This window comes from Kitasatospora sp. NPDC086801, from assembly GCF_044745805.1.
Lineage (GTDB): Bacteria > Actinomycetota > Actinomycetes > Streptomycetales > Streptomycetaceae > Kitasatospora.
In genome coordinates, this window is the sequence record NZ_JBIVAX010000013.1 from 164,333 (window position 1) to 186,831 (window position 22,499).

Here is a 22,499-nt window from a genome sequence, read left to right on the forward strand (position 1 = left end):
CAGCCGCCTGCCCCGGCGGGGCCGCGGGTACCCACCCGCGGCCCCGCACACCACCTGCCGCCGAGCCGCAGGCCGCACTACGCTGTTCGGCGCCCCCGGCCCGCCCGCCGGGGCGCCACCCCTGCCCGAACCCGCCTGGAGCCGCCGCGATGACCCTCACCCCGCCGTCCGCCGCCACCCCGCTGTTCGCCGCCCTGGACATCGGCGGCACGAAGATCGCCGGGGCACTGGTCGACGGCCACGGGCGACTGCGGCACCGGCTCCAGCTGCCCACCCCGGCCCGGGAGCCGGGCGCGGCCGTGCTCGCCGTCGTGCACCAGGTGCTGGACCGGCTCGCCGACACCGCCGACTGGGCCGCCGTGACGGCCGTCGGGATCGGCAGCGCCGGCCCGGTCGACCTCGCCGCCGGCACCGTCAGCCCGGTCAACATCCCCGGCTGGCGCAGCTTCCCGCTGGTCGCCGGGGTGGCCGCGCACCCGGCGGTGGCCGCCCGGCGACTGCCCGTCCGGCTGGCCGGGGACGGCGTCGCGATGGCCGCCGCCGAACACTGGCAGGGTGCGGCCCGGGGCGCGGCCAACGCGCTGTGCCTGGTGGTGTCGACCGGGGTCGGCGCCGGGCTGGTGCTCGACGGCGCCGTCCGCCCCGGCCCCAGCGGCAACGCCGGCCACCTCGGCCACATCACCGTCGACCTGGACGGCGAGCCCTGCCCGTGCGGCTCGCGCGGCTGCCTGGAGGGCCTCGCCAGCGGCACCGCGATCGCCCGCCGGGCCCTCGCCGAGGGCTGGCGCCCGGCCGGCGAGGACCGCTCGGCCCGGGCCGTCGCCGCCGCCGCCGAGGCGGGCGACCCGCTCGCGCTCGCCTCCTTCGACCGCGCCGCCCAGGCCCTGGCCGCCGGGATCGCCGCCACCGCGACCCTGGCCGACCTCGACCGGGTGGTGGTCGGCGGCGGCGTCGCCACCGCCGGCGACGTGCTGTTCGCGCCGCTCGTCCGCCACCTCGACCACTACGCCACGCTGTCCTACATCCGCGGCCTCGACGTCCGCCGCGCCGAACTCGGCACCGACGCCGGGCTGATCGGCGCGGCCGCGCTCTGCCGCTGACCCGAACCCCCGGAGGCCGCGCCATGCCGCTCCCGCCCTTCGCCCTGCTCCACAACCCGGTCCGCCCGTACGCGTGGGGCTCACCCACCGCCATCCCCGCACTGACCGGCACCACGCCGACCGGCGCCCCCCAGGCCGAACTGTGGATGGGCGCACACCCGTCGGCGCCCTCCGACCTGTCGGCCCCGGACGGCACCGGCGGGCGGCAGCCACTGGACGAACTCATCCACCGGTACCCGAACGCCATGCTCGGGCCGGACACCGTGGGGCGGTTCGGCCCGACGCTGCCGTTCCTGTTCAAGGTGCTGGCCGCCGACCGGGCGCTCTCCCTCCAGGTCCACCCGACCCGGGCCCAGGCGGCGGCCGGGTACGCGGCCGAGGAGGCCCGCGGCGTCCCGCTCGACGCGCCCGAGCGGGTCTTCAAGGACCCTGGGCACAAGCCGGAACTCATCTGCGCCCTGGGGGACTTCGAGGCACTGTGCGGCTTCCGCCCGGCCGCCGACACGGTCCGGCTGCTGGACGCGCTCGCCGTCCCGCTGCTCTCCCCCTGGGCGGACGCCCTGCGGGCCCGCCCCGCCGTCGAGGTGCTGCCCGCGCTGCTGCGCCGGGTGCTGGCCGAGGACCGGCCCACCCGTTCCCAACTCGGGGACATCACCCGGGCGTTGCACCGGCTCGCGACCGCCGGCGGGCCGTTCGCCGCGGCCTGCGCCGGCTACGCCCGCGCCGCCGCGGAGTACCCCGGCGACCCGGGCCTGATCGCCGCGCTGCTGCTCAACCACGTCCGGCTCACGGCGGGCCAGGCCCTGTACCTGGACGCCGGGGTGCCGCACGCCTACCTCCGGGGCGTCGGCGTGGAGTTGATGGCCAACTCGGACAACGTGCTGCGCTGCGGGCTCACCCCCAAGCACGTCGACGTCGACGGCCTGCTGGCGGTCACGTCCTTCCGCACCGGCGAACCGCACGCCCTCGCGGCGCTCCCCTGCGACCGCTTCGAGGACGAATTCCCCTCCCCTGCCGAGGAGTTCCGGCTCTCCCGACTACGCCCCGGCCGGGCCGCCGTCCGCGCCCAGCTGCCCACCCCGCAGATCCTGCTGTGCGTCGAGGGCCGCGCCCGACTGCACGCCCCCGGCTTCGCGGACCTCGACCTCCCCCGGGGCGCGTCCGCCTACCTGCGGCCGGGCGCCGGACCGGTCGAGCTGACCGGCCGGGGTACGGAGCTGTTCCGGGCCACCACCGGCGCGCCGGCCCAGGCCGGCACCGGGTGGCCGAACAACAGGTCGTAGCCGTCCGGGAGCTGCTCGACCACGCGGTCGACCAGTTCCCCCGGGGCCAGGTCCGCGAGGGTGCCGAGCACCGCCCCGATGTCCCACGGCGCGGTCGCCTCGGTCGCGCCGTCGATCCAGCCGACCACGCCGCGCACGAAGCGTTCGGCGGTCAGCGGTCCGGCGGCGGGCCCGGCGTCGCGCAGCAGTGCGGCGTACGCCTCGGGCAGCGCATCGGCGAGCTCGGCCCGTTCGGTCCCGACCAGGTGCTCACCGAGCAGCGCGAGCACGACCCGGATGGCGTGCTCCGCCTCCGCCTCGCTCGGGTACTCCCCGCAGTCGACGACGCGGGCGCGGAAGTCCTCCGGGGAGATGGTCATCGCGTCCTCCTTGCGGTCGGCGGGGACCGGCTGCGCTTCGCCCGGCGGCCGGAGGCCGGGAGCCGCCGGCCCTCTCGCGGACGATCCCTGGCCCGGTGGCCCGGAGGCCCGGTGGCGGCGGACGGCTGGTGGCGGACGACTGGTGGCGGCGAGGTCCGGTCGGCTGTGCCGTCACGGCCCGTGACCGCCTGGGGTTCGCCGGTACCCGTGCTGCTCAGCGTACTGCGGCACGGCGGCAGGGAGACCGGCCGGACGGATCGACGCCGTTGTCGATCACGCCGCCGGCCCGCGCCCTGCCCGGCGCGGGGCCACCAGGGGACCGGGTGTCAGGCCACCGACGCCCGACACCGTCTGCGGGTGCGGTGCGGCAGAGCGGCGCCCGAGCGGGCCGCCACGCGCTGCGGCGGAGGCGCCGTGACCGGCGCGGCGGGCACAGCGGGCACGGTGGACACAGCCGGCGCGGCCGGCGGGACCGCGACGGCCTGCACGGCATCCGGCATAAACGCCTCGAGAAAACGCCGCTCGTTCGAACTGAGTTTGCGCGAGCGGCCGGATTCACGATCCCGCGCGACCACCACGGTCCTGGCCCGCATAAAGGTGAGCGGGTCACGGCAGACATTCACCACGACATGCGCAGAACTCCGCCCGATCCGTTCAACCGTCAACTGCACCGACAAAGGCTCGGGCCGGTGGTACAACTGCTCCAGGAAATCAATCTCGTGCCGCGCGATAATGAATCCGGACGGGAACAGGGCGTCCCGGACGGCGGTCTCGTGGTGGCAGAACATGTCGTAAATCCCCTCCTGGACGTAGCCGACCAGCCGGGCGTTGTTGATGTGCCCGTTCTCGTCGACGTCGCTCCACCGGGTGGGGCAGGACAGCACGTGCACGCCCGGGTGCAGCGCGCTCACTGCTGCGTCAGCCCGGCGCCGGTCGCGGCGGGGAGCAGTGCCCGGCGCAACCTCGCGTAGTAACCGGCCTGTTCCGCCGCCATCCGGGCCGCCGTCCAACCCTCCTCGGCCGCTTCCGCGGCGACCTGGACGACCAGGCTGTCGAGCACCGCGTCGACCGACCGGCAGAGTTCGGCGACCGCCGCGAGGCGCTCGGTGACATCGGCGCCGCCGGCCGCGCCCCGGGCCGGGAAAGCGGCCAGCGATTCCGCCGCGAGCTGCAGGTCGTCGACGGTGTCCGGCATTTTCTCCGGCATGTTGTCCGGCATGTTTTCCGGCATGAAATTCGACACGTTTTTCTCCAGGACTCATTCCGGCCATTACGGCCCGGTAGCTAGTGTTCGAATACACCGAATCGGTGTCGGCCCCCCGACGCCTTCGACGCTATCCCAGCCGACACGGTCGACGGATGGTTTACGGACGGCGACGGGAAACTCACTCCTATTGGAGTAGTTTGCCGGGGTACACAATATGCCCCATCATCCGAATGCCGTCGGCAGAACGGGTGGCATCGCCGACCCGAACCCCGAAACCGGCACCTGCACGTCGCGGATCTGCTACCAGCCTCCCCACCACCTCGCCTTGTAGAGATGCGTCCCGCGCAGCGTCCGCGTCCCGTCCGGCCGGTGCAGGGTGATCACCGAGGTGCACCAGTCGCAGGGGCCGGTGTGGTCCGGAGCCACCGTGAGCAGCCGGCCGGTGCCGGGCTCGTCGCCGACGCTCTTGACGTCCCGGGCGGCTGCGGGGTCGCCCAGCCGCACGGCGGTGAAGCGGTCGTCCGCCGGGTCGTACCGCCACAGGCCGGTCAGCGTGCTCACCCAGAACCTCCCGGGCGCGGCCAGCACCGGCGCGAGGTCGTGCCCGCCGTGGTCGGGCAGCGGCGTCGAGCGGACGGCCGTCAGGGTGGGCGCCGCCGGGGTGCCGCCCACCCGCAGCGCGGTCAGCACGTCGTCGCCGAGCACCCAGAGCAGGCCCGTCCGGCCGTCCCAGTGCACGCCGTGCGCGCCCGGGAGCGGGTAGCCGGCGTGGGCGGTGGCGCGCGGCCCCTGCGAGGCCGCGTACAGCCGCACCCACCCGCCGCCGCTCGCCGTGACCGCCACGTTGCCGTCCGGCAGCAGCTCGATGCTGTGCGGATTGGCCGCCCCGCCCAGGTCCGCCGCCCAGCGGGTCGCGCCGGTGGCGGTGTCCACGACGGCGGCCAGCCCGCCGGAGGCGGTGGTCAGCAGGTAGCGCCGGCCCTGCCGGACCCGGCTCTTCGCCTCGTCCGGGTTCGTCCAGCTCCGCGCGGGCATCAGGTCCGCGAGCCCGGCCGCCCGGTCGGCGCTCCAGCCCCAGACGACCGGCAGCCGCCCCGGGCCCCGGTAGGCCATCAGCTCCTCGGCGCTCTGCAGCACCAGGACGTTACGGGACTCCTGGTCCACCACCACGACCGCCCACCCAGGCGACCTGGCCTGCGCGCCGGTCGCCGGCACGCAGAACAGCAGGACGCACAGAGCGCACAGGGCCACCAGCGTTCTCCTCAGCACGCCCCCACCGTGCTTGTTCCCGGGCCGCTTTGCACGGCGGAGCGTCCGAACGGCCGTGGCGAGCACGGTGGCGGATCCGGGGTGGCGAATCCGCCACCGTGCTCGCCACCGTCCGGATCCGCGCGGGCGCCCTCCCTCACGCCCGGACCCGCGCGGCCGCGTTCACTACCTCCCGGAGACGACGTCCGCGACACGGGCGATCGGCGAGGTGGTGGCCCGTCCGCCCGCTTCCTGGCGGTCCGCCGCGTGGTAGGCCGCGTACATCGCGTGCACCCCGAGCCAGCGCAGCGGCTCGGGCTCCCAGCGGCGCACGGTGTGGCCCACCCAGGGCAGCCCGGTCAGCCCGGTGTCCCGCCCGAGGACCAGGTCGCGCAAGGTCCGGCCCGCCAGGTTCGTCGTGGTCACCCCGCTGCCGACGTACCCGCCCGCCCAGCCGAGGCCACTCGCACGGTCCAGCTCCACCGTGGCGCACCAGTCCCGGGGGACGCCGAGCACGCCGGCCCAGGCGTGGTCGATCCGGGCGCTCGCGGCCGCCGGGAAGAAGCGGTTCAGGATCTGCCGGAGCTGGCGCACGGTCTCCACCTGGGTGCCGCCGTCCGCATCCGTCCGCGAGCCGAACCGGTACGGCACGCCCCGGCCGCCCAGCGCGATCCGGTCGTCCGCGGTGCGCTGCGCGTACATGTAGGCGTGCGCGAAGTCGCCCAGCACCTCGCGGCCCTGCCAGCCCGCGTCCGCCCAGAAGGCGGGCGGCAGCGGCTCGGTGGCGATCATCGCCGAGTTCATCGGCAGCCAGGTCCGCCGCTCGCCGCGCAGGCCGGCCGTGAACCCCTCGGTGGCACGCAGCACGTACTCGGCGGTCACCGTCCCCTGCGGCGTCACCGCGCGCGGCCGGGCGTACGCGCTGCCCGGCAGGATCGCCGTCACCGCCGTCCCCTCGTGCACCGCCACCCCGAGGCCCCGCACCACCCGCGCCAACCCGCTTACCAGCTCGGCCGGTTGGATCCGCGCACCGTACGGCGTCCAGGTGCCGCCGAGGGTGCCCGCGACGGCGACCCGGTCGGCGGCCTCCTTGGCGCCCAACAGCTCGACGCGGCCCTCGCCGTACGCCCGCTCGGCGGCGGCGAAAGCCTTGAGCCTCTCCAACTGGGCTCTGTTCCTGGCGACTTCGAGCACCCCGCCACGCACGATGTGCGCGTCGATCCGCTCGGCGGCGGCGACGTCCACGACCTCCCCGACCGCCTCGTCCATCGCCCGCTGCATCGCCGCCGCCGCACCCGGGCCGTAGCGCTTCGCGAACGCGCCCCGGCCCGCGAAACCGTTGTACAGCCACCCGCCGTTGCGGCCCGAGGCGCCGTAGCCGCAGAACCGGCGCTCCAGCACCGCGATCCGCAGCGACGGCTCCGCCTTCTTCAGGTAGTACGCCGTCCAGAGCCCGGTGTACCCGCCGCCGACGATGCACACGTCCACATCCGTACTCCCGGGCAACGCCGGCCCCGGCTCCGGCAGCCCGCTCGCCGCGTACCAGAACGACACCTCGCCGTTGACCGCCACCAGAACCTCCCACACCCGTCGCCGACCTGCCCGGACGCTACGCCGCACCGGTCACGCCGGAACACCCCCACACTGCCAAGATCCCCCCGCCCGACCAGCCACCCTGTCAGACCGCCAGCAGCTCCAGCACCCGCGTCCAGCTGTACGCCCCCGGTGTGAACTCCGCGATCCGCACGCCCATGCTCCGCAGCCTGGTCAAGCTCTCCCGGTACGCCGGATGCGCCGCCTGCGCCGCGCTCAGGCAGGGCTGCACCGCCACCGGGATGCCCCACCCGTACGACTCGCAGAGGATGCCGAGCGCCAGGGTGTCCGAGATCCCCGCCGCCCACTTGTTGATCGTGTTGAACGTCGCCGGGGCGACCACCACCGCATCCGGATCCGGCAACGGCCGCGGATCCCCCGGCTTCCGCCAGGCCGAACGGATCGGATACCCCGTCTGCGCCAGCAGCCCCTCCTCGTCGATGAACCCCATCGCCTGCGGAGTCGCCACCACCCCCACCTCCCACCCCCGCTCCTGCGCAGCGGCAACCAACTCCCCCACCCCACCCGCGACTCCGGCCGCACACACCACGACGTAGAGCACCGGCTTCTTCTCCCCGCTCACTGGCGAACTCCCCTCTCTCCCATCGGCACACCACACCCTCCCACCACCAGGTCCGCATGCACGACCTTCCCGAACGGCTCCACCACGACGCCCCACCGCCCCTTCGTCAGCTTGTGCACCAACGCCAGCCCCCGGTGGCACTCCTCGCCCTCCCCCGCAACCATGAGCACCGGCAACGCCCCGGAACCGTCCCGCACCGCCACCCTCACCGTCCGATCGCCGACCCGCCGGATCGTCACCGCCATCCGCGTCAGACACCCGGTCTTGGCCGCATTCGCCACCAACTCACTGACGATCAGCTCGCCATCATCGACCAGCTCCGGCAGCCCCCACTCCCCCAACTTCTCCCGAACCATCCGCCGCGCCTTCCCGGCCGACTCCGGCAGGTAGGGAAGCCGCACCGTCGCCGGCTTCGACATCCGGCCAGAGATCAAAATCCCACTCGTCATCAACAGCACCTCGGCCATCAGAGTCTCGAACAAAGACGCAGCCGGATGCAGGCCCACAGATCGCCGGCCCGAAGCAGCGCGTGACCATTGAACGACAATGCGTTACCGTCAACCAGAGCGGAACCCAGGCACTTTCCAGGCGTTTCCCAGGCGCCCACGGCACACGCCTGGAACGATGACGTGCGTGGAACGGGGACAGATGAGCAGTAAGCGCGACCTGTTCGCCCGAAGGCGCAGGGAGCTGGGCTACGGTCAGGAACGGCTCGCTGCTGATCTTGGGGTTGCCACTTCCACTGTCACCCGCTGGGAGTGCGGCCGCGTCGACCCCCAACCTCAACAGAGGCCACGGCTCGCAGCACTCCTCAAAGTCACCACCTCGGAGCTGGACGAACTTCTAAATCCTCAGCTCAAGGCACCGGTTCATTACTCGAAACCTGCGCCCATCCACGAAAGTGATGACATGAAGCGACGTGACGCCTTGGGGCTGATGGCGGCAACAGGGGCACTGATCACGCTCCCCTGCGACGAGGGCGCCGCCGTGCCGCCGGCCTCCGACCTCCTCCACGGGTACACAGGCCTCGTGAACGCTGATCTGTGGCGGATCTTCTCGGCGTCGCGCAACAAGCAGGAGGTCTACCCTCTGGTTCGCCATCAGCTGGGATTTTCTCGCCGCCGAACTCCGGTCCGTCAGCTCGGAGCCCGCGCGTAAACAGCTCTGCGTGCTGGTTGGCGACCTCTACCAACTCGCCGGAGAGATCCTCTTCGATGCCAATCGATACACCGACGCCTCGCATTGCTACACCCTCGCGGCGGCAGCCGGTAGGGAGGCGTCGCACTTTGACCTCTGGGCGTGCGCTCTGACCCGACACGCCTTCATCGAACTCTCCGAGCGGCAGTTCATGTCCGCCGAGCCCATTCTCGCGGCAGCTTCGCGAATCGCCCGCCGAGGAAACGACCAGCTCTCCACCCGTCACTGGGTCGCGGCAGTCCAGGCCCAGGCATACGCCGGCCTCGGACAGCGCCACGCCTGCGACCGATCACTCGCCGAGGCCGAGCAGGTACACGGCCTTACAGGCACGATCCAGAACGGCGGTTGGCTGCGCTTCGACGGCACCCGTCTCGCCGAGGAGCGCGGAACCTGCTACCTCGCCCTCGGCCGACCGGACCTTGCCGAACAGTCACTTCGGAGCGCACTGGAAGTCAGCCTCTCTCCTCGCCGTCGCGGCGCCGTTCTCGCCGAACTCGCCGCCCTCAGCGCCGACAGCGGTGACGTCGAGCAGGTAGTCCAGCTCGGCACCGCCTCCATGGCTCTTGCGGGCGAGACAGGATCCGGCTACATCGCGAAAAAGCTCGACGGGCTGAAGCCGCATTTTGCACCTCTGATGAAGGACAACCGGATCGCGGAGTTGCACGACCACATTTCGGCACTCCAGCGCACCGCCTGATGAAAGGAACATCTCATGACCGAGGACGGCCGGATCTTCCGTGAGGCGTGGATCGCCGGAGTGAAGAAGCACTTCCCGGGGGAGCCCAAACCCGGCTACATCGCCCCCTGGGAGGAGACCCCCGACTGGGAACGAGCGTCCGCAGCAGCCGTGTTCGGACAGGTCCGGGACTTCGTGGCCGTGAGCGGCGGCACGACCGCGAAGCTCTCCCGCGAGCAGAAGGGGCGTTTCGTCTCCCTCTGCTGGATCGCCCAGATCCACAAGCACATCGAGAACCCCAAGCCCGGCTACGTCGCCGACTGGGACGACCTGCCCAAGTGGCAGCAGGAGACCGACGCCGACATCTTCGAGGCGATCGAGCGGCTGGTCTAACGGAACCCGGGTGCCCGCCCCTGCGGCGTCGCAGGGGCGGGCACGGTCGCGCCTTGCGTGTCAGCCGATGGTGGAGCCGGTGACGGGCGCGGACAGCTCGACGGTCTTGCCGTTCAGGCCGGCCTTGACGAACTGCCAGGTGAGGCCGTTGATGACGCCCTGGCCGAGCGGGGCCAGCTGGGCGAAGGCGGGCTGGCCGAGGTCGATGTGGGTGGGGTCGCAGGAGGGGCACTTGTCCTTGACCGGGACGGTGAGGGTCTTGCCCTGGTAGCTGACCTTGACCGAGATGCCCTGACACAGCGGGTCGTTGTTGGGGTTGGCGCTGGTCCACCAGCTGTAGGAGACGGCGACGAGCATCTCGGCGGAGGCGTTGATCTGGGTGCCGCAGGCGCCGTAGCCGGCGTCGGTGTAGTAGGTGGCCTTGCCGGTCATGGGCGTGTTGATCGGTATCGCGGCGCTGGCGGTGCCGGCGGTGAGGGCGATGAGGGCGGCTGCCGCGAGCGGGGCGCCCGCGAGGATCCTGAGGTTCTTGCTGATGGCGCGCATGGTTCCCTCCGGTTCTCTAGCCATGGGCATGACAGGTGAAAGTCACCGAAGCCGCACGGGAGTTCGTCAACCGCATGCCCATTCAGGTAAAGGGAACGTATGCGCTCGACCGAGGCTCGGTCCAGACCCCTGCCATGCCGGCATGAACACAAGGCTGGAATCGTTCCCCGTGCGGCCGAAGGAGCGAAGATACGTGACCGCGCCGCGACGCACGGTGTTGACAGGCCATCACGCCCACCCCCGGAGGCCTCGTCACATGCGCACCGCACTCGCCGCCCTGCTCCTCGGCGCCGCCCTGATCCCGGCGGCGGCCGCGCCCTCGGCCGCCGCGACCGACGCGACACCCCGCGAGGTGAACCAGGGCTACAGCATCCCGGTCGGCGGCGTCACCGACCTCGGCGCACTGCCGGTGCTCGGCAGCCTCGGGCTGGACTTCGCCCGGCTGCTGGGGCAGTAGGCCTCGGACCCGTCAGACCCGGACGCTGAACAGGGCGCCGGAGAGCGGGTGCTGGTCGGACCGGGCGGACGTGATGTAGAGCGTCCGCCCGTCCGGCCCGCCGAAGGCGCAGCTGGTCGCACACGGTACCGGCAGCTCGACCGACGCCAGCACCCGGCCTTCCGGCGAGAGGCAGTGCACCGCCCAGCCGTCCCAGAAGGCCACCCACAGGTTGCCGTCGGCGTCGAGCGTCATGCCGTCCGGGTGGCCCGGCAGGTGGGAGACGTCGAGCGCGCGGATCCGCTCGCCGACGGGGCCGTGCTCGGGGTAGGGGTAGAGGGCGATGCGGCGCGTGGTGGTGTCGATGTGCCAGAGCCGGTCGGGCTCCGGCCAGGCGAGGCCGTTGGGGATGTCGAGCCCGCCGAGGATCGCCCGGACCCCGCCGTCGTGCTCCAGCCGGTACAGCGAGCCGGGTTCGCGCGGCTCCCCTCGCCCCATCGTGCCGGCGACCGGCCGGCCGTACGGGTCGGTCTTGCCGTCGTTCATCCGGCGGTCCGGGCGATCGGCCTCGACGGCGGCGACCAGCGTGGTGCGGCCGGTGGCCGGGTCGAGCCGTTCGAAGCCGCGCTCGGTGGCGAGCATCAGACCGCCGTCGCCGTACGGCATCAAGGTGCCGGGGGTGACGTCGAGTTCGAGCGAACCGATCGCGCCCGAGGACGGGTCCAGGGTGAGCACCCGCCGGTCGCGGATGCCGATCCAGCGCAGCAGCTGCGCCCTCCGGTCCCACAGCGGGCCCTCGCCCAGCTCCAGGTACGGTGAGTCGGCGACCGGTTCGGCACGCACAGCAGGGCCCTCCTCGAACAGGCGTCAGCGCAGCGGGGCTTCGGGCGGCATCGCGGTCATTCCACCGTCCACGGCGAGGCCGGCGCCGTGGACGAACGAGGATTCCCCACCCGTCAGGAAGCCGACCACCCGCGCGGCCTCGGCCCGCACTGCCGAACCGCCCCAGTGGGGTTGACCGTAGCATCGCGGCGCTCAGCCGCGGATCCGTCCGCACGTGCCGGTCGCGCTCCACCGGGACGACCCCGGACGCGACCGCGTTGCACCGCACGCCGCGTTGCACCGCACGCCGCGCGGCCCCCGCTCGACGGCCGCCGCCGTCGAGCGACAACCCGGGGTGCTGGTGGCCCTGGTGGCGCTGGTGGTCCCGGCGGATCTTCCCCGGAAGGCCCGCCGGGACCACCCCCACCCGGGTTAGGCTCGATCCGCGCGGCGGCCGTCCGCGCACCGACCGAGGGGGAGCGTGTGATCGGGGACCTGCTGCCGGACGCCGTCATGACCGAGGTGGCCTACGACGACCCGCCGGATGCCCGGCTGGAGCCGGCCGAGGAGGAGGCCGTCGTCCAGGCCGTCGCCAAGCGCCGCCGGGAGTTCACCACCGTCCGCCACTGCGCCCGCACCGCCCTCACCCGCCTCGGCGTCCCCTACCGCCCGCTGGTCCCCGGCCTGCGCGGCGCCCCGAGCTGGCCCGACGGCATCGTCGGCAGCCTCACCCACTGCGAGGGCTTCCGCGCGGCGGCCGTCGCCCGCTCCGGCGACCTCGCCTCGGTCGGCATCGACGCCGAGCCCGCCCTGCCGCTGCCGGACGACGTCCTGGACGTCATCGCGTTGCCCGAGGAGGGGAAGCGGATCGCCGGACTGCTCGCCGAGCACCCCGGCACCCCGTGGGACCGCATCCTGTTCAGCGCCAAGGAGTCCGTGTACAAGGCGTGGTTCCCGCTCACCGGGCTGTTCCTGGACTTCAGCGAGGCCGACCTGGTCCTCTCCCCCGACGGCTCCTTCACCGCCCGCCTGCTGGTCCCCGGCCCGACCGTCGACGGCCGCCGCGTCGACGGCTTCGAGGGCCGCTGGGCCGTCGGCGACGGCCTGCTCGCCACCGCCATCGCGGTCGCCCGGTAGTCCGGCGCACCGGCGGCCGCACTCGGCATATCCTCGACCCCGTGACCGTGACCTATGTGATAGCTGGCACCCGGATCCACACGCTGGAGGACTTCTGGGACGTCGTCGGGGAGACCATCGGCAGCGACGGCTACTTCGGCCGGAACCTCGACGCCTTCGCCGACTGCCTGCGCGGCGGTTACGGCACCCCCGAGGACGGCGACTACCTGATCGAGTGGCGCGACCACGCGGTCTCCCGACGCAACCTCGGCTACCCGGAGACGGTCCGCCAGCTGGAGCTGCGGCTGGCCCACTGCCACCCCGCCAACCGCGAGCACGTCCGCGCCGACCTCGCCGCCGCCCGGGCCGGCAAGGGGCCGACGGTGTTCGACTGGCTGGTCCGGATCATCGAGGAGGAGCACCCGGGAGGCCTCCGACTGGCCTAACACCGCAGCACGGGCCCCCCACGTCACTGCGGCACGAGCTCTCCACGTCACGGCGGCACGAGCCCCCTACGTCACCGCGGCGCGAGCCCAGCACGTCAACCGCGGCGCGCCACGCCCGCACCTCACCGCAGCACGTCCGACAGCCGGACGAAACGCCGCCCCGCCGCCAGCAGCACCGGCACCGCCGCCGCCACCCCGGGGGCGGTGCCGCCGCCCGGGTGGTTCATGTGGCAGATCACGATCGACCCAGGCCGGGCCGCCGTGATCTCCTCCCGCACCTCGGAGGCGCTGAGCGTCGCCCCGCCGTCGCCGTTCACGGTGAAGCCCGCGACGCGTTCCCCCAGGTCGGTGACCACCCGGACGGCGACGTCGTCGTAGTGCGCGGTGCCGGAGCGGAAGAACCGCACCGGGTGGCCGAGCAGCCTGGCGAGCTGCTGCGCGTTGCCCGCCACCTCGTCGTACACCGCGCCGACGCCGCCGGTGCCGGCGATGCCGTAGGCGGAGCGGCCGCTGACCGAGAGCGGGCGGTGGACGGTGCCGTGGTTGCCGATCTCGAAGAGCGGGTCGGCGGCGAGCTGCTTGAACACGTCCGGGTTGGCGTCGATCCAGCGGGAGTTCAGGAAGAGCGTGGCCGGGACGGAACGTTTCCGCAGGAAGTCGATCAGGTCGGCGTCGTACCCGCTCCCGCCGGGGCCGCCGCAGGCGTCGAAGGTGAGCGCCGTCGCGCTCTCGCCGCCTGGCAGCTCGGTGATCACCCCGGCGATGTCCATCCCCCACGTCGTCGGCTCGGTGCCGCCGTACCGGTCGACCAGCTCGGCCCGGGTCGGTTCCCGGCCCGCGGGCGCCGGGGCCGGGGTGGTCGGGGCCGGGGTGGTCGCGGGAGGTTCCGACGGCGTCGCTGCCGGTATCCCCGGGGCCTCGGACGCCGGGTCGGAGCGCGCGGGGTCGGAGGCCGCAGGGTCGGAGGCCGCAGGGGCCGCCGCCCCGCCGCCCGCCGATGGCCGGCACCCCGCCAGCGCGCTCCCTGCCATCGCCGCCAGCAGCGCCCGCCGCCTCAGTGCCACACCCGTCTCCTCCGCGACGACCGGATCCTCTCGTTATGAATATGAACGGACTAATCGTCACCGCCCGCAACTCGCCGACCCGACCCCCACCGGCCCCCTTCACCGACCCGCCCCCCGCCCGTGGGCCCCGGCTCACCCCTGATTCACCGCCACGGGTAGGGAACGGACGGACCCGCCCGCCCCGACCCGGAGGACCCGATGCCGCCCGCCCACGACGCCCCGCGCCCAGCCCGCCGCGACCTCCTCCGCACCGGTCTCACCACCGGAGCCGCCGCCGCCCTCGGCCTCGCGGCGACCACCCCCGCCGCCGCCTCACCCGGTGCCCCCGGTGCCCCGGGCACCCCCGGCTCCGAACGCACCCTCACCCTCACCGGCCACCTCCCCACCGGCGCCCCCGACTTCGTCTACCTCCCCGTCGAAGTCCCCGACGGCGTCCGCGAGATCGCCGTCGGCTACGGCTACGACAGGCCCCCCGTCCCGGCCGGCACCCCCGGCAACTCCTGCGACATCGGCATCTTCGACGAACGCGGCACCGACCTCGGCGGCCCCGGCTTCCGCGGCTGGTCCGGCGGCTTCCGCACCGAGTTCAGCCTCGCCCGCGACGCCGCGACCCCCGGCTACCTCCCCGGCCCAATCAACCCGGGCACCTGGCACGTCGTCCTCGGCCCCTACCAGATCGCGCCGCAGGGGCTGGACTACCACGTCCAGGTCACCCTCCGGTTCGGCGCCCCCGGGCCGGTGTTCACCCCGCACTACCCGTCCGAGCGGGCCCGGGGCCGCGGCCGCGCCTGGTACCGGGGCGACTGCCACCTGCACACCGTGCACTCCGACGGGCGGCGCCTCCCCGAGGAGGTGGCGGCCGGCGCCCGCGCCGCCGGCCTGGACTTCATCGTCTCCACCGACCACAACACCAGCTCCTCGCACGCGGTCTGGGGCCCGCTGGCCGGCCCCGACCTGCTGATCCTCCCGGGCGAGGAGATCACCACCCGCAACGGCCACTGGCTGGCCCTCGGCCTCGAAGCGGGCCAGTTCGTCGACTGGCGCTACCGCTCCCGCGACGAGGAGCACCCGCGCTTCGTCCGCCAGGTCCACCGCTCCGGCGGCCTGGTGGTGCCCGCGCACCCGTACTGCCCGTACGTCGCCTGCCAGTGGAAGTTCGGCTACGAGCAGGCGGACGCCGTCGAGGTGTGGAACGGGCCCTGGACGTACGACGACGAGTCGGCGGTGGACACCTGGGACGGCCGGCTCGCCGTCGCCCTGCGTGAGGGCCGCTCCTGGCTGCCCGCCCTGGGCAACAGCGACGCGCACAGCGCCCCGCAGGTCATCGGCTCCCCGCACAACGTGGTCCTGGCCGAGGACCTCACCCGGGACGCGATCCTCGACGGGCTGCGCGACGGGCGCAGCTGGCTCGCCGAATCCGCCGCCGTCCAGCTGGAGTTCACCGTCACCGGGCACGGCCGCCGGGCCGGCATCGGCGAGGAACTGGCCGTCCCCGCGGACGCCCCGCTGGACGTCCGGCTCACCGTCTCCGGCGTCCCCGGCGGGACGGTCCGCCTCCTCACCGACGAGGGCCAACTGCACCAGGAGTCACTGCCCGCCGACGGCTCCGGCACGGTGGTGTGGCGCACGACGGCCTCGCTCGCCGCCTACGTCCGGGCCGAGGTCCGCCACCCGAAGCCGGACGGGACGCCCGGCCAGGGCAACGCGATGGGCCCGGACCTCCCGTGGGGCCCGATGGCGGCCCTCACCAACCCGATCGTGCTGCGCGCGGAAGACCGCTGACACCGGTCCGGAGCAGGAGGGGGACGACTCGGGGCACCGGCGTGGACTAGGTTGATCCCCGGAAGCACCAGTCGTAGGGACGAGGCGGTCGGCTGTCCGTATCCGGGCCGACCGGCCCTTCCGCACTCCGACCGCCTCGCCCCGGCTACCCGTCCGTCCCCGGCCCGCGAAGGGATCAGCAGCTGTGAACCGTACGACCGTAGGTGGGCCGGAGCTCGGGGGCGGCCGGGGCGCCGGCGGCGTCCTCGTCCTCGTCGACCCGGCCGGGGCCGGCCAGAGCCCGGTCGCGAGCCGGCTCGCGGAGGAGCTGCACCCGAGCGTCCACCTGCGTGCGCACGACTTCCTGCGGGTCATCCGGCGCGGCCAGCTCCCGCCGCACCTGCCCGAGGCCGAACGGCAGAACACCACCGCCCTCGCCGCCGCCGCCCAGGCCGCCTTCGCCTACGCCACCGGCGGCTACCAGGTCATCGTCGAGTGCCCGGCCGCACCGCCGACCCTCGACACCTTCCGCCGCGAGAGCCGCACCACCGGCGCCGCCCTCCACCTCGTCGTCCTCCAGCCCACCCCGGACGCCGCCCCCGGCCCCCACACCCTGGACACCAGCGCCCTCACCCCCGCCACCGCCGCCGAGTCCGTCCTCACCGCCCTCACTCGTCGCACCCACCTGCTCGGCTGGTGACACCGCGGGGCGCCAGAGCCCCCACCCGACCCGGCGCACCGGGCTAAGCCCCCACCACCCCGTCGATCGCCTCCCGCAGGAAGTCGGCGTGCCCGTTGTGCCGGGCGTACTCGTGGATCAGGTGCAGCATCACCAGCCGCAGCGACACCTCGGCGTCCCACCGGGCCTGGTACCCGGTGACGTCGAGGGTCTCGGCGGCGCGCTCGATGCGGCGGGAGTGTTCGACCTCGGCCCGCCAGGCGGCGAAGGCCTCGGCCCGGGTGCCGCTGGTGGCGTCGTACGCGGCCTGGTAGTCGCCGTCCTCCGACCAGACCAGCGGGACGTCCTCGCCGTCGATCACCCTGCGGAACCAGGTGCGCTCCACCTCCGCCATGTGCCGGACCAGCCCTAGCAGGGTCAGCGTGGACGGCGGGCTGGCGCGCCGGCGCAACTGCTCGTCGGTCAGGCCCTCGCACTTCAGGGCGAGGGTCGCCCGGTGGAAGTCCAGGAAGCCGCGCAGCATCTCGCGCTCGCCGCCGATGAGCGGCGGTGCGGGGCGTTCGTCGGGGATGTTCACGGTGTCGTTCTCCTCAAGGCCCTCGGGAATCCTCGCGGACTGTAGCGAACCGGCCGTCCACGCCCGGGAGCCGCCCCCGGTAGTGCGGCGGCGTTCTGAGCCCCCCTGAGAACCTCCGCGCCCCTTTCCCGCCCCGGACCCGGGTCCATCACGTACCGTGTTCGGATCACCACAGGTTTGGGTACGTACCTCGGCGCACCCGACGGGCGCCGGGCACCGAAGTGCCAGCCACAGCACCGCCGAATCGTCACGCAGCACGTTCAGCGCCCCCAGTCCGGGGTCGTCACGCCACCGCCAAGACCGGGTACACCACACACCGGGAGACCGACCATCATGAGCCACGACCACATCCCCGCCCGCGTACGCCAGACCTACGGTGCTGGCGATCTGTCCCAGGCCGCGAGCTTCGCCGGTGGATTCATCAACTTCGGCTACTGGCAGGGCATGGACCTCACCGCCCCGACGACCGAGGACCGGGTGTACAGCCAGGAACAGCTCTACCGCCGGGTCCTGCGGGAGTTCCCGGAACCACGTGAGCGGCTGCGGCTGGCCGAGGTCGGCTGCGGGCGCGGGCTCGGCGCGGCGCTCGCCCTGCGCGAGTTCCGGTTCGCGGGCGTCACCGGCGTCGACATCCACCCCGACCAGATCGAGCGCGCCCGCGCCGTCAACGCCAAGGCCCTCGCCACCTACCCCGATCGGCTGGCCTACACCTTCGGCTCGGCCGACCAACTCCCCTTCGCCGACGGCTCCCTGGACGGCGTCTACTCCGTCGAGGCCGCCCAGCACTTCCGCGAACTCAGCGGCTTCGCCCACGAGGCCGCCCGCGTCCTACGCCCGGGCGGCCGACTCGTCGTGACCACCTTCTTCGCCACCGCCGGACCAGACATCACCGAACGCCTGAACATCCTCCTCGCCAGCTTCGCCGACGGCCTCGACGTCCCCCACCCCCTCGCCGCCTTCACCGGCGACCTCACCGCGGCCGGCTTCACCACCATCACCACCGAGTCCATCGGCGCCGCCGTCTGGCCCGGCCTCGACCGCTACCTCACCGACGCCGTCCCACCCGGGCACTGGACCCGCAACTTCCTCCCCGCCTGGCGCGACGGCCTCCTCGACTACCACCTCGTCACCGCCACCCGGCCCGGACAGGCGCGATCGGCCCACCAGCAGGGCTGACGAGCCGCCATGCGCGGTCGAGGTCGACCGTCCCTCGGTACGGGCCCATCCCGTCGCGCCCCTCCCGGGATCCCGACGGTCATGGTGGGCCGGATCGTGCAGTGCCTCGGCCCGTCCGCGGCCCGCCCTCGGCCCCGACCGGCCCAGACCGGCCCCGACCGCGGCGCACCGGATCAGCCGGCCGCCGCGCCCACCCGCTGCGACGGCTCGGCCGCCGGGCCGGCCAGGGCCGACAACCGGCGCAGGCTGGCCCGGCGCTGGAGCGCTCCGAGGCCGACGGTCGCCGCGCCGAGGGCCAGCCAGCCGACCGGGCCGGCCGTCATCACCACGCCGGTGAGCAGCAGCGGGCCCACCGACTTCTGCACGGACTGGGACATCCCGGCCACCCCCAGGTACGAGGCCCGGGCGCCCGGGGGCGCCAGGACGACCGCCAGCTCCCAGGAGCTCACCGAGCGCATCAGCTCCGCCAGCGTGACCAGCATCGCCGCGGCCAGCAGCGCGAGCGAGGCCGTCCACGGTCCGCCGCCGGTGGCGAGCGCGGTCAGCAGGCAGCAGCCGAGCAGCGTCACGCCGTACCAGCCCACCGCCGCGGCCGCCCCGCGCGGGCCTTCCGCCCGTGCCGAGACGCGCAGTTGCAGGAGCACCACGAGCACCGTGTTGAGGACCAGGAAGACCGGGACGACGGCGTGCGGCGCGCCGGTGTGGTGGACGAGCCAGAGCGGCAGGCCGACGTTGAGGATCGAGTCGTCCAGGTTCAGCGGCATGTCCAGCGCCACGAACAGCAGGTAGCCCCGGTCGCGCCAGGGGCTCGGCGCGGCCGACGGGGCGGCAGCGGGCTCCGCCCCGGAGGCCGCCCCGGAGGCCGCCGCGACCAGGCCGCGCCCGGCCGGCTCCCGGGTGCGCCAGACCAGGACGGCGGCGAGGACGAAGGAGAGCCCGTTGGCCACGATCAGCGCGCGGTAGGCGGACGTGGTGCCCACCGCCAGGCCGATCGCCGCGACGCCCGCGCCGAGCGCGTACCCGGCGTTGGCCACGCTGCGGAACAGTGCCTGGTACGTGCCGCGCCGCTCGCCCGCGACCCGGGTGGCGAACAGCATCTCCAGGGTCTTGGCCGCCCGTTCGGCCAGGCAGGTCAGGGCGACGACGGGGAGCAGCGTGGCGAAGTCGTCGACGACCAGCAGCAGGCCCATCGTCCCGAGCCGCAGCAGGTGGCATCCGATCAGCAGCCACCGCACCGGCAGCCGTTCGGCCGCCCGCCCGGCCAGCGGGGACCCGGCGATCCCCGCCGCCGCGCCCACGCCCAGCAGCACGCCGAGCTGCCGGGCGTCCATCCCGCACACGTAGGTGAAGTACAGCACCGAGGCCGCCGCCCACACCCCGCTCCCGGTCCGGTCGACGCACTGCGCCAGCAGCATGATCCGCGCGTCCCGTCCGCCCGGCGGCTTCCGCAGCTGCGCCATCAGTCCGTTCCCCCGCATGGCAGGCCCCCGTTGCATGATCGACATCAATCTCGACATCAAGATACTTCACGTCGAGATAGATGCGGAAGCCCCGACACCGAGCGGCAGGGTCGCAGCCACGCCGACCACCAGCCCGCCCCGCCCGCCACCCCGCCGGACCTCGCACCTCGGACCTCGACGGCGGGCGGGTGGTGCGCCACACTCTCCCCAGCAGCATCCGCGCTCCCAACGCACCGGCACGACGTCACGATCCACCGCCACATCGGAGAGCCACACGGTGACCACTCGTCAACTGCTGGAGATCGCCTTCTCGTCCGGCCGGGCCGGGTCCGGTCCTGCCACCTGGGGCCAACAGGCCATCTGGGACGCCGTGAGCCGGCTGGCCCCGGCCGACGCGCCGCGGTACAACATCGCCGCGGCGGCGCCGCTCGACCCCGGGCTGCCGCTGCCCGTACTGCTCGACGGCCTGGAGCAACTGCTGCACCTGCACGACTCGCTGCACACCCGACTGGTGCCGGGCGATGGCGGTCGACTCCGCCAAGTAGTCGACGCCGAGGGTCGGTTGGAGGTACAGGTGCGGCGCTGTACGGAAGGGTCCGATCCGGTCGAGACGGGCGCGCGGCTGCACCAGGAGCTGACGGCCCTGCCGTTCGACACCGCCGCGCAGTGGCCGATCCGGGTCGGCGTGGTGGAGGCGGGCGGGTCGGCCCGGTACGTGAGCCTGGTGCTCTCCCACACCGCGGTCGACGGCACGGGGATGAACCGCCTGGTGGCGGACCTGACCGCACTCTGCCAGGGCACCTCGCCGGACGAGCTGGCGATGATCCGCGAGCCCGCCCAACAGCCCTTGGAGGAGGCGGAGTTCCAGGCGTCGGAGCGCGGGCGGCGGCGGGACGAGGGCGCCCGCAAGCAGTTCCTGCGCAAGCTCCGGCTGGCCCCGGCCCGGCTGTTCCCCCGGCCCGGCGAACCGGCCACGCCGTCCGCCGGGTTCCCGAACGCCGTCCTGCGCTCGCCCGCCCTGCCCCGCGCGGTGGAGCGCGTGGCGGCCGCCCACCGGGTGACCTCCTCCTCGGTGCTGCTGGCGGCGACGGCGGCGATGACGGCCCGGCTGTCGGGTTCGGCCGAGGCGGTGCTGAACGTCGTGGTCAGCAATCGCTTCCTGCCCGAGCTGACCAACGCGGTGAGCGTGGTCGTGGGCGACGGACTGTTCCACCTCCCGGACGCCACCGCCGAGTTCAGCGACATCGTCCGGCGCACGAACGCCGCCGCGATCGGCGCCTACCGCCACGCCTACTACGACAAGCTCCGGTTGGAAGCCGAGATCGGGCAACTCACCGCCGAGGGCGTCCCGCTCGCCGACCGGTCCTGCGTCTTCAACGACACCCGCGAACTGGTCCCCGCCTCCCCCGGCACCGGGACGGGCGACGACCGGACCACCCTGACCTGGCCGGTGGAGTTCGAGCCCCGCCCCGGCCTCACCTACGCCCTGGACGCACTGCAGTCCCCGGACGCGCTGAGCCTGACCATGACGGCCGACCCGGCCGTACTCCCGCGCCCGGCGATGGAGCGCTTCCTGTACGGGATCGAGGAGTTGATCCTCACCGAGGCCCGCACCGCCGGAGCAGGCTAGGCCCTGTCCCGAGCGACCGCCTGACACCGGAAGGCACCGCGTGCCGCGCGGTGCCTTCCCCGGGCCCGTTGGCTCGCCGCTACGCTGGGCCCATGCGGATCCTCCTCCTCGGCGGCACCTCCTTCGTCGGCCGCGCGATCGCCGACGGCGCCCTGCGCGGCGGCGCCGAGGTCGCCCTGTTCACCCGCGGCCGGACCAACCCCGGCCTCTTCCCCGCCGCCGCCCACCTGATCGGCGACCGCGACACCGGCGACTACACCGCCCTGCGCGGCGGCCGCTGGGACGCGGTGGTGGATGTCAGCGGCTACCGCCCCCGCCAGGTCGGCCAGGCCATGGACGCGCTCGGCGACCGGGTCGGCCGCTACCTGTTCATCTCCAGTCACGCGGTGTACGAGCACGCCGGTCTCGCCCCCGGCTCGGACGAGTCCGCCCCGCGCCGCGCACCGCTGCGCGACGCCGAGGAGCTCACCGAGGAGACGTACGGCCGACTCAAGGTCGCCTGCGAGGACGACGTCACCGCCCGCTACGGAGACCGGGCGACGATCGTGCGCCCCGGAAAGGTGGCCGGCCCCCACGACGAGCAGCGCGGGCTCACCTACTGGGCCCGCCGGGCCGCCCGGGGCGGGCGGATCGCACTGCCGGGGCGGCCGGAGCAGCCCGTCCAGGTGGTCGACGTGCGCGACCTGGCCAGGCTGGTGGTCCGGCTGCTCCAGGACGGCCGGGCGGGCGCCTTCCACGCCGTCGGCCCGGCCGAACCGACCACGCTGGGCGGGCTGATCGCCGCCTGCGCCGAGGTCGCGGGCACCGAGGTGGAGGTCGTCCCGGTGCCGCCGGAGAGCGCGCCGCCGCCGTTCTTCCCGCTGGTCCGGGCCGCGGCGCGCGGGGCCCGGCCCCCCCCCCCCCCCCCCCCGGCCCGAGCGGGCGGGGTGGCGGGGGCCCCCCGCGCGGTCCCCCCCGCCGACCGGGGCGCCCGGGGGCCCCCGCGCGGGGCCCCCCCCCCCGCCCCCCCCCCCCCCCCCCCCCCCCCCCCCCCCCCCCCCCCCCCCCCCCCCGGGGGGGGGGGCCCCCCGCCCGGGTGGTTCATGTGGCAGATCACGATCGACCCAGGCCGGGCCGCCGTGATCTCCTCCCGCACCTCGGAGGCGCT

At 74.1% G+C, this 22,499-nt stretch carries 27 protein-coding genes; 14 read left to right on the forward strand and 13 right to left on the reverse strand.

Annotated features, from left to right (window positions below; all coding sequences use genetic code 11):
* The first annotated feature begins 149 nt into the window (after window positions 1–149).
* Window positions 150–1,100 carry an ROK family protein gene (locus ACIPLC_RS17365; protein ID WP_400473834.1) on the forward strand — a complete coding sequence of 317 codons (951 nt, stop codon included), beginning with the start codon at window positions 150–152 and terminating at the stop codon, window positions 1,098–1,100.
* A gap of 23 nt (window positions 1,101–1,123) precedes the next feature.
* Window positions 1,124–2,383 carry a mannose-6-phosphate isomerase, class I gene (gene manA, locus ACIPLC_RS17370; protein ID WP_400473835.1) on the forward strand — a complete coding sequence of 420 codons (1,260 nt, stop codon included), beginning with the start codon at window positions 1,124–1,126 and terminating at the stop codon, window positions 2,381–2,383.
* Here the strand turns inward: manA and ACIPLC_RS17375 are convergent.
* From ACIPLC_RS17375 to ACIPLC_RS17405, 7 genes are all read right to left on the reverse strand, one after another.
* Window positions 2,266–2,742: a DUF2267 domain-containing protein gene (locus ACIPLC_RS17375; RefSeq protein ID WP_400473836.1), complete on the reverse strand. Its 477-nt coding sequence runs from the start codon at window positions 2,740–2,742 to the stop codon at window positions 2,266–2,268. The two genes, manA and ACIPLC_RS17375, sit on opposite strands and share 118 nt — an antisense overlap.
* A 326-nt stretch (window positions 2,743–3,068) precedes the next feature.
* Window positions 3,069–3,653 (reverse strand): acyl-CoA thioesterase, encoded by a 585-nt coding sequence (locus ACIPLC_RS17380; RefSeq protein ID WP_400473837.1) that lies wholly within the window; start codon window positions 3,651–3,653, stop codon window positions 3,069–3,071.
* Window positions 3,650–3,949 carry a hypothetical protein gene (locus tag ACIPLC_RS17385; RefSeq protein ID WP_400473838.1) on the reverse strand — a complete coding sequence of 100 codons (300 nt, stop codon included), beginning with the start codon at window positions 3,947–3,949 and terminating at the stop codon, window positions 3,650–3,652. The genes ACIPLC_RS17380 and ACIPLC_RS17385 overlap by 4 nt, the downstream gene beginning before the upstream one ends.
* 300 nt (window positions 3,950–4,249) lie before the next feature.
* Complete coding sequence (locus tag ACIPLC_RS17390) at window positions 4,250–5,218, reverse strand: DUF6528 family protein (protein ID WP_400473839.1); 969 nt, start codon at window positions 5,216–5,218, stop codon at window positions 4,250–4,252.
* Between the two features lie 165 nt (window positions 5,219–5,383).
* Complete coding sequence (locus ACIPLC_RS17395; RefSeq protein ID WP_400473859.1) at window positions 5,384–6,772, reverse strand: NAD(P)/FAD-dependent oxidoreductase; 1,389 nt, start codon at window positions 6,770–6,772, stop codon at window positions 5,384–5,386.
* Window positions 6,773–6,875: 103 nt separating this feature from the next.
* Window positions 6,876–7,373, reverse strand: coding sequence for a flavoprotein (locus ACIPLC_RS17400; RefSeq protein ID WP_400473840.1), 498 nt, complete (start codon window positions 7,371–7,373; stop codon window positions 6,876–6,878).
* Window positions 7,370–7,855 carry an ATP-binding protein gene (locus tag ACIPLC_RS17405; RefSeq protein WP_400473841.1) on the reverse strand — a complete coding sequence of 162 codons (486 nt, stop codon included), beginning with the start codon at window positions 7,853–7,855 and terminating at the stop codon, window positions 7,370–7,372. Before ACIPLC_RS17405 ends, ACIPLC_RS17400 begins: the two co-directional genes overlap by 4 nt.
* A gap of 166 nt (window positions 7,856–8,021) precedes the next feature.
* Here ACIPLC_RS17405 and ACIPLC_RS17410 point away from each other — a divergent pair, with 166 nt between their 5' ends.
* Genes ACIPLC_RS17410 through ACIPLC_RS17420 form a run of 3 tightly spaced genes read left to right on the forward strand, consistent with a single transcriptional unit; the run spans window position 8,022 to window position 9,639 of the window.
* Window positions 8,022–8,531 carry a helix-turn-helix domain-containing protein gene (locus ACIPLC_RS17410; RefSeq protein WP_400473842.1) on the forward strand — a complete coding sequence of 170 codons (510 nt, stop codon included), beginning with the start codon at window positions 8,022–8,024 and terminating at the stop codon, window positions 8,529–8,531.
* Between the two features lie 10 nt (window positions 8,532–8,541).
* Window positions 8,542–9,267, forward strand: a complete 726-nt coding sequence (locus ACIPLC_RS17415; RefSeq protein WP_400473843.1) for a transcriptional regulator — start codon at window positions 8,542–8,544, stop codon at window positions 9,265–9,267.
* A gap of 15 nt (window positions 9,268–9,282) precedes the next feature.
* Window positions 9,283–9,639: a hypothetical protein gene (locus tag ACIPLC_RS17420; protein WP_400473844.1), complete on the forward strand. Its 357-nt coding sequence runs from the start codon at window positions 9,283–9,285 to the stop codon at window positions 9,637–9,639.
* Window positions 9,640–9,699: 60 nt separating this feature from the next.
* On the opposite strand, the gene ACIPLC_RS17425 is transcribed toward ACIPLC_RS17420, so the two are convergent.
* Entirely contained in the window at window positions 9,700–10,185 is a 486-nt protein-coding gene (locus tag ACIPLC_RS17425; RefSeq protein WP_400473845.1) for a cysteine/serine endopeptidase inhibitor, read from the reverse strand.
* Between the two features lie 256 nt (window positions 10,186–10,441).
* On the opposite strand from ACIPLC_RS17425, the gene ACIPLC_RS17430 reads away from it, so the two are divergent.
* Complete coding sequence (locus ACIPLC_RS17430) at window positions 10,442–10,642, forward strand: hypothetical protein (RefSeq protein ID WP_400473846.1); 201 nt, start codon at window positions 10,442–10,444, stop codon at window positions 10,640–10,642.
* A gap of 12 nt (window positions 10,643–10,654) precedes the next feature.
* Here ACIPLC_RS17430 and ACIPLC_RS17435 read toward each other — a convergent pair whose 3' ends face one another.
* Window positions 10,655–11,464 (reverse strand): SMP-30/gluconolactonase/LRE family protein, encoded by an 810-nt coding sequence (locus ACIPLC_RS17435; RefSeq protein ID WP_400473847.1) that lies wholly within the window; start codon window positions 11,462–11,464, stop codon window positions 10,655–10,657.
* A 24-nt stretch (window positions 11,465–11,488) separates the two neighbouring features.
* Window positions 11,489–11,614: a hypothetical protein gene (locus ACIPLC_RS17440; protein ID WP_400473848.1), complete on the reverse strand. Its 126-nt coding sequence runs from the start codon at window positions 11,612–11,614 to the stop codon at window positions 11,489–11,491.
* Window positions 11,615–11,678: 64 nt separating this feature from the next.
* Here ACIPLC_RS17440 and ACIPLC_RS17445 point away from each other — a divergent pair, with 64 nt between their 5' ends.
* From ACIPLC_RS17445 to ACIPLC_RS17455, 3 genes are read left to right on the forward strand one after another with little or no spacing between them, the layout of a single operon-like run.
* Window positions 11,679–11,879, forward strand: a complete 201-nt coding sequence (locus ACIPLC_RS17445) for a hypothetical protein (protein ID WP_400473849.1) — start codon at window positions 11,679–11,681, stop codon at window positions 11,877–11,879.
* A gap of 47 nt (window positions 11,880–11,926) precedes the next feature.
* Complete coding sequence (locus ACIPLC_RS17450; protein WP_400473850.1) at window positions 11,927–12,580, forward strand: 4'-phosphopantetheinyl transferase; 654 nt, start codon at window positions 11,927–11,929, stop codon at window positions 12,578–12,580.
* Window positions 12,581–12,621: 41 nt separating this feature from the next.
* Window positions 12,622–13,005 (forward strand): barstar family protein, encoded by a 384-nt coding sequence (locus ACIPLC_RS17455; RefSeq protein ID WP_400473851.1) that lies wholly within the window; start codon window positions 12,622–12,624, stop codon window positions 13,003–13,005.
* Window positions 13,006–13,127: 122 nt separating this feature from the next.
* On the opposite strand, the gene ACIPLC_RS17460 is transcribed toward ACIPLC_RS17455, so the two are convergent.
* Window positions 13,128–14,069, reverse strand: a complete 942-nt coding sequence (locus ACIPLC_RS17460) for a polysaccharide deacetylase family protein (RefSeq protein WP_400473852.1) — start codon at window positions 14,067–14,069, stop codon at window positions 13,128–13,130.
* Between the two features lie 198 nt (window positions 14,070–14,267).
* On the opposite strand from ACIPLC_RS17460, the gene ACIPLC_RS17465 reads away from it, so the two are divergent.
* Both ACIPLC_RS17465 and ACIPLC_RS17470 read left to right on the forward strand, forming a co-directional pair.
* Entirely contained in the window at window positions 14,268–15,851 is a 1,584-nt protein-coding gene (locus tag ACIPLC_RS17465) for a CehA/McbA family metallohydrolase (protein WP_400473853.1), read from the forward strand.
* A 184-nt stretch (window positions 15,852–16,035) separates the two neighbouring features.
* Window positions 16,036–16,530 carry a hypothetical protein gene (locus tag ACIPLC_RS17470; protein ID WP_400473854.1) on the forward strand — a complete coding sequence of 165 codons (495 nt, stop codon included), beginning with the start codon at window positions 16,036–16,038 and terminating at the stop codon, window positions 16,528–16,530.
* Window positions 16,531–16,573: 43 nt separating this feature from the next.
* Here ACIPLC_RS17470 and ACIPLC_RS17475 read toward each other — a convergent pair whose 3' ends face one another.
* Complete coding sequence (locus tag ACIPLC_RS17475; RefSeq protein WP_400473860.1) at window positions 16,574–17,080, reverse strand: DinB family protein; 507 nt, start codon at window positions 17,078–17,080, stop codon at window positions 16,574–16,576.
* Between the two features lie 339 nt (window positions 17,081–17,419).
* Here ACIPLC_RS17475 and ACIPLC_RS17480 point away from each other — a divergent pair, with 339 nt between their 5' ends.
* The gene (locus ACIPLC_RS17480; protein ID WP_400473855.1) at window positions 17,420–18,262 is read left to right on the forward strand and encodes a class I SAM-dependent methyltransferase; all 843 of its coding nucleotides are present in this window, start codon (window positions 17,420–17,422) and stop codon (window positions 18,260–18,262) included.
* Between the two features lie 173 nt (window positions 18,263–18,435).
* On the opposite strand, the gene ACIPLC_RS17485 is transcribed toward ACIPLC_RS17480, so the two are convergent.
* Window positions 18,436–19,722 carry an MFS transporter gene (locus tag ACIPLC_RS17485; RefSeq protein ID WP_400473856.1) on the reverse strand — a complete coding sequence of 429 codons (1,287 nt, stop codon included), beginning with the start codon at window positions 19,720–19,722 and terminating at the stop codon, window positions 18,436–18,438.
* A gap of 277 nt (window positions 19,723–19,999) precedes the next feature.
* Here ACIPLC_RS17485 and ACIPLC_RS17490 point away from each other — a divergent pair, with 277 nt between their 5' ends.
* Window positions 20,000–21,352 (forward strand): condensation domain-containing protein, encoded by a 1,353-nt coding sequence (locus tag ACIPLC_RS17490; RefSeq protein ID WP_400473857.1) that lies wholly within the window; start codon window positions 20,000–20,002, stop codon window positions 21,350–21,352.
* Window positions 21,353–21,444: 92 nt separating this feature from the next.
* On the forward strand, window positions 21,445–22,499 hold a 1,055-nt coding region (locus ACIPLC_RS17495), incomplete at its 3' end, for an NAD-dependent epimerase/dehydratase family protein (RefSeq protein WP_400473858.1).

What these genes read in the sequence shown, in the direction of transcription:
- ACIPLC_RS17365 (WP_400473834.1), top strand. Translation starts at nt 150, where the DNA reads ATGACCCTCACCCCGCCGTCCGCCGCCACCCCGCTGTTCGCCGCCCTG.
- ACIPLC_RS17480 (WP_400473855.1), top strand. Translation starts at nt 17,420, where the DNA reads ATGAGCCACGACCACATCCCCGCCCGCGTACGCCAGACCTACGGTGCT.
- manA (WP_400473835.1), top strand. Translation starts at nt 1,124, where the DNA reads ATGCCGCTCCCGCCCTTCGCCCTGCTCCACAACCCGGTCCGCCCGTAC.
- ACIPLC_RS17410 (WP_400473842.1), top strand. Translation starts at nt 8,022, where the DNA reads ATGAGCAGTAAGCGCGACCTGTTCGCCCGAAGGCGCAGGGAGCTGGGC.
- ACIPLC_RS17485 (WP_400473856.1), bottom strand. Translation starts at nt 19,722, where the DNA reads ATGGCGCAGCTGCGGAAGCCGCCGGGCGGACGGGACGCGCGGATCATG.
- ACIPLC_RS17430 (WP_400473846.1), top strand. Translation starts at nt 10,442, where the DNA reads ATGCGCACCGCACTCGCCGCCCTGCTCCTCGGCGCCGCCCTGATCCCG.
- ACIPLC_RS17425 (WP_400473845.1), bottom strand. Translation starts at nt 10,185, where the DNA reads ATGCGCGCCATCAGCAAGAACCTCAGGATCCTCGCGGGCGCCCCGCTC.
- ACIPLC_RS17375 (WP_400473836.1), bottom strand. Translation starts at nt 2,742, where the DNA reads ATGACCATCTCCCCGGAGGACTTCCGCGCCCGCGTCGTCGACTGCGGG.
- ACIPLC_RS17465 (WP_400473853.1), top strand. Translation starts at nt 14,268, where the DNA reads ATGCCGCCCGCCCACGACGCCCCGCGCCCAGCCCGCCGCGACCTCCTC.
- ACIPLC_RS17385 (WP_400473838.1), bottom strand. Translation starts at nt 3,949, where the DNA reads ATGCCGGAGAAAATGCCGGACACCGTCGACGACCTGCAGCTCGCGGCG.
- ACIPLC_RS17420 (WP_400473844.1), top strand. Translation starts at nt 9,283, where the DNA reads ATGACCGAGGACGGCCGGATCTTCCGTGAGGCGTGGATCGCCGGAGTG.